This is a genomic window from Occallatibacter sp., assembly GCF_049802275.1.
Lineage (GTDB): Bacteria > Acidobacteriota > Terriglobia > Terriglobales > Acidobacteriaceae > Telmatobacter.
On record NZ_JBARMD010000320.1, the window covers coordinates 22,659 to 29,034 of the forward strand.

A 6,376-nucleotide genomic window follows, 5' to 3' on the forward strand; every position below is an offset into this window, starting at 1 on the left:
CATGTATATCGTCGATCATGAACGGCTGTCCGCCGAAGTACGCACCGATGAAGCGCCAGGGCAAGTAGTTCCTCTAAATATAGACAGGGTGTGAGGAGACGCATTAGTTTGGCGTTATGGCAGGAGTGTCGCTGGTATTGGATGGGAAGGTTGCGCTGATCACGGGTGGGTCGCGCGGAATTGGCGCGGAGACGGTGCGGCTGTTTGCGGCGGCGGGGGCGCGGGTGGTGTTCAGCTACCGGCAGGCGAAGGAGCAGGCGCTCGCCCTGATGGACGAGTGCTGCGGTCAGACGCGCTGCATACCGATAGAACAGGAACTGAGCACTCCATCGGACGGTCGCGCGCTGGTGGGCGCAGCGGTGAAGGCCTTTGGGCGGCTGGATGCGCTGGTGGTGAATCACGGGGTGTGGCCTTCGGAGGATGCTCCGATTGAGTTGATGACCGAGGAGCAGTGGCGGAATACGATGGCCGTGAATCTGGACTCGGTATTCGGGCTGGTGCAGGCGGCGGTTGGGCAAATGCTGTTGCAGGGAGAGCCGGCGACGGGCGGAGATGGGACGAGGGGACACATTGTGCTGATCAGTTCGACGGCGGGACAGCGCGGAGAAGCGCTGCATGCGGACTATGCCGTGACGAAAGGGGCTCTAATCAGTCTGACAAAGAGCCTGTCGAGTGAATTGGCGCCGCAGGGGATTCGCGTGAATTGCGTGGCTCCGGGGTGGGTGGCGACGGATATGTCGGCCGGGACGCTGGGCGATTCCGCGCTCGGTTCGAGGATACGTTCGGGGATTCCGGTGGGGCGCGTGGCTACACCGCGGGAGATCGCTGGGCCGGTGCTGTTTCTGTGTACGCCTCTGGCTGGTTTTATTTCAGGAGAAGTGGTGAATGTGAATGGGGGAGCGGTGCTGGTGGGATAGGCGTCAGCTTGGGTCCTGGCTGGTGGAGTTTGTGCTCTCCCACCCATGGCGCAAGAAGCAAAGGCGCGCCATGGATGGGGCACCCGGCCTCTTGTATGGGACAGGGATTGGGAAACAGGATTAGACAGACAGGCGGAGGAAGAATGGGGAAGGGATGCGCGGTGGGGCTGGCATTTGTGCTGGCGATGCCGCTGGGTTTACGGGCACAGACTGACGACAGCGGTGCTGGTGCAATAAAGACATCGCAGACGGCGAATGATTCCGGGGAGAAAAATACGGCCAAGGCACGCGCCGCGCTGGACGCTATGGTGAAAGCGATGGGCGGCGACGCGTGGATGAACGCGAAGAACATGGAGCGCGAGGGGCACATTGCGGCGTTCTATCACGGCAATCCCGACCCGGGGACGACGCTCTTCTACGATTTTCACCAGTGGCCCGATCACGATCGCGTGGAGTATACGAAGCATCGCGACGTGGTGCAGTTTTACGAGGGGCGCAAAGGCATTGAGGTGACGTATCGCGGAGCAAAACCACTACCGCAGGATCAGGTGGATGACTTTATGCGGCGGCGTGACCACTCGATTGAGACGGCGATGAAGGTGTGGCTGAAGGATCCGAACACGATCTTGGTGTATGAGGGGCAGCGGATGGCCGAACGGCATATGGCCGAACAGGTGACAATGATCTCGGCCCAGAATGAGGCGATCACGATCCAGATGGATGTGCAGACGCACCTGCCGCTGAGCCGCAGCTTTCAGTGGCGCGATCCGCTGTACAAAGACAAGAACACGGATGTGGAGGAGTACGCGGACTACCACGATGTGGATGGATTTCCGACGGCGTTCTCGATCACGCGCATGCACAACGACGAGATGTTCCGGCAGTTGTACATCGATAAGGTGCATTACAACCAGGATCTGCCCGCGGATTTCTGGGATATCAACGCGGTGGCGCAGAAGATCAAGAAGTGAATAACAAAGCTCGTAGCCGGTAGCTCTTAGCCATGAGCTCGCTTCGTTATAATCCTCAGGGAGCGCGGGGTGGTTTTTCGCGCGCTTTCTGGAGCCAGAGCATGACGTTCGACATCCAGGAGATCCTGGAATTTCTTCCGCATCGCTACCCGTTTCTGCTGATCGACAGGATCACGGAATTCGAGCCGACCAAGCGGCTGGTGGCGATCAAAAATGTGACCATCAACGAGCCGTTTTTTCAGGGGCATTTTCCTGGGTATCCCATCATGCCGGGAGTGCTGGTGGTGGAGGCGATGGCGCAGGCTGGCGGCATCATCATGATGCACGCGATGGAGGATCGCCTTTCGAAGCTGGTGGTGTTTACGGGGATCGAGCGAGCCAAGTTCCGGCGGCCGGTAACGCCGGGCGATCAGTTGCGGATTGAAGTGGATGTCCTGTCATTCCGGACGCGGGCGGGCAAGATCCATGGCCTCGCGACGGTGGATGGCAAGCTGGCGTGCGAGGCGACGCTGACGTGCGCGGTGGTGACACGGGAACGGGAGCGGAAGGCGCACGGAGACGACCCGGATACGAATGCCACAGGGGGAAAGGCGCCCACGGCGCCGCCGGTGGCCGAGTGAGTATCCATCCCAGCGCGGTGGTGGCCGAGGGAGCGGTCGTTCCCGACTCATGCGAGGTAGGGCCGTTTTCGACCATAGGGCCGGACGTGGTGCTGGGCGAGGACTGCCGGCTGATTTCGCACGTGGTGCTGGATGGGCGGACACATATCGGAGCGCGGAATGTGTTTTATCCGTTCTGTGCGGTGGGCATGGCGCCGCAGGATTTGAAGTATGGCGGCGAGCCGACGGAGTGCGAACTTGGTGACGACAATACGATCCGCGAGAGCGTCACCATCAGCCGCGGCACGGTGAAGGGCGGTGGCATCACGCGCGTTGGCTCAAAAAACCTGCTGATGACGGCGGTGCACGTCGGGCACGACTGCATCGTGGGGAACGGATGCATCCTGGCGAATGCGGCGACGCTGGCGGGGCATGTGATCATCGAAGACTTCGCCACCGTAGGGGCGTTCAGCCCTGTACACCAGTTCTGCACGGTAGGGAAATATGCGTTTATCGGCGGCGGGACGATTGTGACGCAGGATGTGCTGCCGTTTTCAAAGACCTCGGCACGGCGCGAGAACAAGGCCTACGGCGTGAACAGCATTGGATTGGAGCGGCGGGGATTCAGCGCGGAGCGGATCAAGGCGCTGCAGAAGGCGTTCCGGCTGCTGCTGGTGTCGAAACTGAACACGACGCAGGCTCTGGAGAAGATTCGGGAGCTTGAGGGCGAGGACGTGGCGCTGCTGGTTACGTTCATCGAGCGCAGCGAGCGCGGGGTCATCAAGTAGGGCGAGTGGATTTGGGGGCGGACGCTCGGCCGTTTTTCCCCCTTAGGGTGAAGACGAAAATAGCCAGGGTGAAGCTCAGCTGAACCCTGGGAACCTGAGTGCAAATGGACCGCGTCCCGGAGGGCCGCCTGGAATCAGCCCCAAAACGTAACGCGGATCGTACTCGATCCGATTCTTCTTCAAGAACGCGATGAATTCAGCCTGAAAATCGTGTTTCTTGTGATGCTCCGCCTGACCGGCGATGTAGGCGAGGGTGGCAGCGATTTGAGCGGTTCCGATAGAGAAGGCGCCGTATCCCTCTTGCCACTGAAACCCTTTGACTGCACAGGTCTCGTGCATCCAATGCGACGAAGCGCTCTTGATTTCCCGCATTGCCTTCGCAAGTGGAAGAGACGACGGCAGGGATAACAGGATGTGGACGTGATCCTCCATACCGCCGACTACAAGGGCTCTCATGCCATGCTTTCTGGCGATCCCTCCGATGTATTCCCTGAGCCGAGACTGTATATCCGGCGAAATGGTTCTGCGCCGGTCCTTCGTCGAGAAGACGCAGTGAAATAGCGAGCAGCAATAGGTATGTGACATGGTGAAGGATAATGGTAGCGCAGGTGGCGTGGATCGGTCGGCCCTACGGGACGATGGGGTTATTGGCAGACATGTCCCAGGGTTTTCGCCACGCTTCACCCTGGGCTATTTTCTTTTCCTCCCTCCGGGAGGACCGGCGGTGCTTGACCTGCAAGAGCAGGGCGGCACGGATTGGAAACGGAAACGGTTTCCGATCGGGAGTTATTGAGCCGAGATGGATCGGATAGGTGCATGAGATTCACGCGGTGGGCACGATGAAGCTTGGTCTGATTGCGGGGAACGGACGGTTTCCGTTTTTGTTGCTGGATGCGGCGCGGGCGCAGGGGTTTGCGGTTACTGTTGCGGCGATTCGCGAGGAGACTGATCCGGAGATCAACGATCGCGCGGCGGCAGACGCGAAGATTACGGTGCACTGGCTTTCACTGGGAGAGCTGTCGCGGCTGATTGAGGTGTTTCACAAGGAAGATGTGAAGGCCGCGGTGATGGCGGGGCAGGTGAAGCACAAGCAGATTTTCAGTAGCATCCGGCCGGACTGGCGGCTGGCGAAGCTGCTGCTGAATCTGCGCACGCGGAATACGGACATGCTGCTGGGTGCGGTGGCGAAGGTGCTGGCCGATGAGGGCATCGAGTTGATGAGTTCGACGCAGTTTCTGGAGCCGCTGCTGGCCGAAGAAGGCGCACTGACAGAAGCCGTGGGTGGGCGCGCGCCGAGCGAGAACGAGCGGAAGAATATCGAATATGGTCTGGGTGTAGCGAATTCGTTGGCGGGGTTCGATATCGGACAGACGGTTGTGGTGGCGGCGCAGGCCTGTGTTGCCGTGGAGGCGATGGAAGGGACGGACGCGACGATTGAGCGGGCTGGACTTCTAATGAAGTCGATGGAATCAGAGGATGGATCGCCGGCTTCGACATTGGAGCGTCAGTTGACGGTTGTGAAGGTCGCGAAACCGAACCAGGATATGCGGTTTGATGTGCCGGTGATTGGAATGAAGACGATTGAGACGATGGTGCAGGCCGGGGCCAGGTGCTTGTCGGTAGAAGCGGGGCGGACGCTGCTGTTCGATCGCGAGGCGTTGCTGAAGCGAGCCGTGGAGGCGGGAATTGCGGTCGTCGCTACGCAACGACAGGGACATAGGGACGTAGGGACATAGGGACAGACTTTTTCATGACAATTCGTCTGGTGTCTGGAACTATACTGACCGGCAGCAGCTGCGTCCCCGGTTCTTCCCGCTGCGTCGCAATGACATGCCGGTGTGTCGGCTGGGACGCTGATGTTTGATCCCCGTTTTGATGAACAGGAGGTTACAGATGAAGAAGACGATTCTGATTGTGTTTGCCGCGGCGGTTGCGCTGTCGGTTTCTCTAGTAACAGTGCGGGCGGCGGATGAACCGATGCCCTCAGTCGGGCAGATGGCGCCCGCCTTTAGCCTGCCATCGCAGGATGGGAACCAGGTGTCGCTGGACAGCTTCCGCGGCAAATGGGTGGTGCTGTACTTCTACCCGAAGGACATGACCCAGGGCTGCACGATAGAGGCACACAACTTCCAGCGCGACCAGGCGAAGTACGACGCACTGAATGCCGCCATCGTTGGTGTGAGCGTGGACACGCCAGACAGCCACAAACAGTTTTGCACCAAGGAAGGACTGACGTTCAAGCTGCTCGCCGATCCAGCACATAAGGTTGTGGACGAGTATGGGTCGCTGGGGCACTTCGGCGACATGACGATTGCGATGCGGAATACGTTCCTGATCGATCCGAAGGGAAAGATCGTGAAGGTGTGGACGAAGGTGAATCCGCAAGTGCATTCGGAAGAAGTGCTGGCCGCACTGGCGGAGGCGCAGAAGGGGTAAAGCAGCTACTAGGTTCTAGCTTTCCCGCCCATGCTTCGCATGGATGGGGCACCCGGCAGCTGAGGCAGCTGCTAGCTCTCAGTTTTTAGCTTTCCCATCCATGGTTCGTTGCTTTCCCAGGTCTCAGAATCGAGACCTGGGGCACCCAGCTTGTCGTGTTTGGGGCCCGCGATGGGGCTTACGAAGATGATTGATCCTATGACCGACGTTTCGCAGAGATTTCGCGCGGGTCTGGACGACGTGCATCGGGAGTTGATGTCGGTGCCGGCGGCGCTGGCGGATGTGCCGTGGCGTGAGGGTGGGTGGACACGGAAGCAAATTGTGGGCCACCTGCTCGACTCGGCGACGAACAACCGGCAGCGATTTGTGCGGGCGACGAGCGACGGCTGGTTCAACGGGCCAAATTATGCGCAGGAGGCATGGGTCGCGGCGCATGGCTACGCCGATCAGACGTGGGACACGCTTCTGGGGTGGTGGGAGGCGGAACACGAGATCCTCATGTCGGTTGTGGATCGAATTCCGGAATCGCGGTTTGAAGCGCAGTGCGTGATGGATGCGGATGCGCCGGTTACGTTGCGGTATCTAATCGAGGATTATGTGACGCACCAGAGGTGGCATTTGAAGCAGCTGCTCGCTGGTGCCTCCTAGCTTTCCCACCCTTGCTT

General features: G+C 59.7%; 8 protein-coding genes. 7 read left to right on the forward strand and 1 reads right to left on the reverse strand.

What is annotated here, in order from left to right:
* The first annotated feature begins 116 nt into the window (after positions 1 to 116).
* The 4 genes from WA354_RS11190 to lpxA all read left to right on the forward strand — a co-directional run bounded on the left by WA354_RS11190 (position 117) and on the right by lpxA (position 3,275).
* Positions 117 to 917 carry an SDR family NAD(P)-dependent oxidoreductase gene (locus WA354_RS11190; protein ID WP_472813095.1) on the forward strand — a complete coding sequence of 267 codons (801 nt, stop codon included), beginning with the start codon at positions 117 to 119 and terminating at the stop codon, positions 915 to 917.
* A gap of 143 nt (positions 918 to 1,060) precedes the next feature.
* Entirely contained in the window at positions 1,061 to 1,888 is an 828-nt protein-coding gene (locus WA354_RS11195) for a hypothetical protein (protein ID WP_472813096.1), read from the forward strand.
* A gap of 101 nt (positions 1,889 to 1,989) precedes the next feature.
* Positions 1,990 to 2,508, forward strand: a complete 519-nt coding sequence (gene fabZ, locus WA354_RS11200; RefSeq protein ID WP_472813097.1) for a 3-hydroxyacyl-ACP dehydratase FabZ — start codon at positions 1,990 to 1,992, stop codon at positions 2,506 to 2,508.
* A complete protein-coding gene (gene lpxA / locus WA354_RS11205) occupies positions 2,505 to 3,275 on the forward strand; it encodes an acyl-ACP--UDP-N-acetylglucosamine O-acyltransferase (protein WP_472813098.1) in 771 nt (256 codons plus the stop codon). Before fabZ ends, lpxA begins: the two co-directional genes overlap by 4 nt.
* A gap of 75 nt (positions 3,276 to 3,350) precedes the next feature.
* Here lpxA and tnpA read toward each other — a convergent pair whose 3' ends face one another.
* Positions 3,351 to 3,860 carry an IS200/IS605 family transposase gene (gene tnpA / locus WA354_RS11210; protein WP_472813099.1) on the reverse strand — a complete coding sequence of 170 codons (510 nt, stop codon included), beginning with the start codon at positions 3,858 to 3,860 and terminating at the stop codon, positions 3,351 to 3,353.
* 254 nt (positions 3,861 to 4,114) lie between these two features.
* On the opposite strand from tnpA, the gene WA354_RS11215 reads away from it, so the two are divergent.
* The 3 genes from WA354_RS11215 (at position 4,115) to WA354_RS11225 (ending at position 6,359) form a co-directional block, all read left to right on the forward strand.
* Positions 4,115 to 5,011 (forward strand): LpxI family protein, encoded by an 897-nt coding sequence (locus tag WA354_RS11215; protein ID WP_472813102.1) that lies wholly within the window; start codon positions 4,115 to 4,117, stop codon positions 5,009 to 5,011.
* Positions 5,012 to 5,168: 157 nt separating this feature from the next.
* Positions 5,169 to 5,711, forward strand: a complete 543-nt coding sequence (locus WA354_RS11220; protein WP_472813100.1) for a peroxiredoxin — start codon at positions 5,169 to 5,171, stop codon at positions 5,709 to 5,711.
* Positions 5,712 to 5,909: 198 nt separating this feature from the next.
* Positions 5,910 to 6,359, forward strand: coding sequence for a DinB family protein (locus WA354_RS11225; RefSeq protein WP_472813101.1), 450 nt, complete (start codon positions 5,910 to 5,912; stop codon positions 6,357 to 6,359).
* Positions 6,360 to 6,376 lie beyond the last annotated feature (17 nt).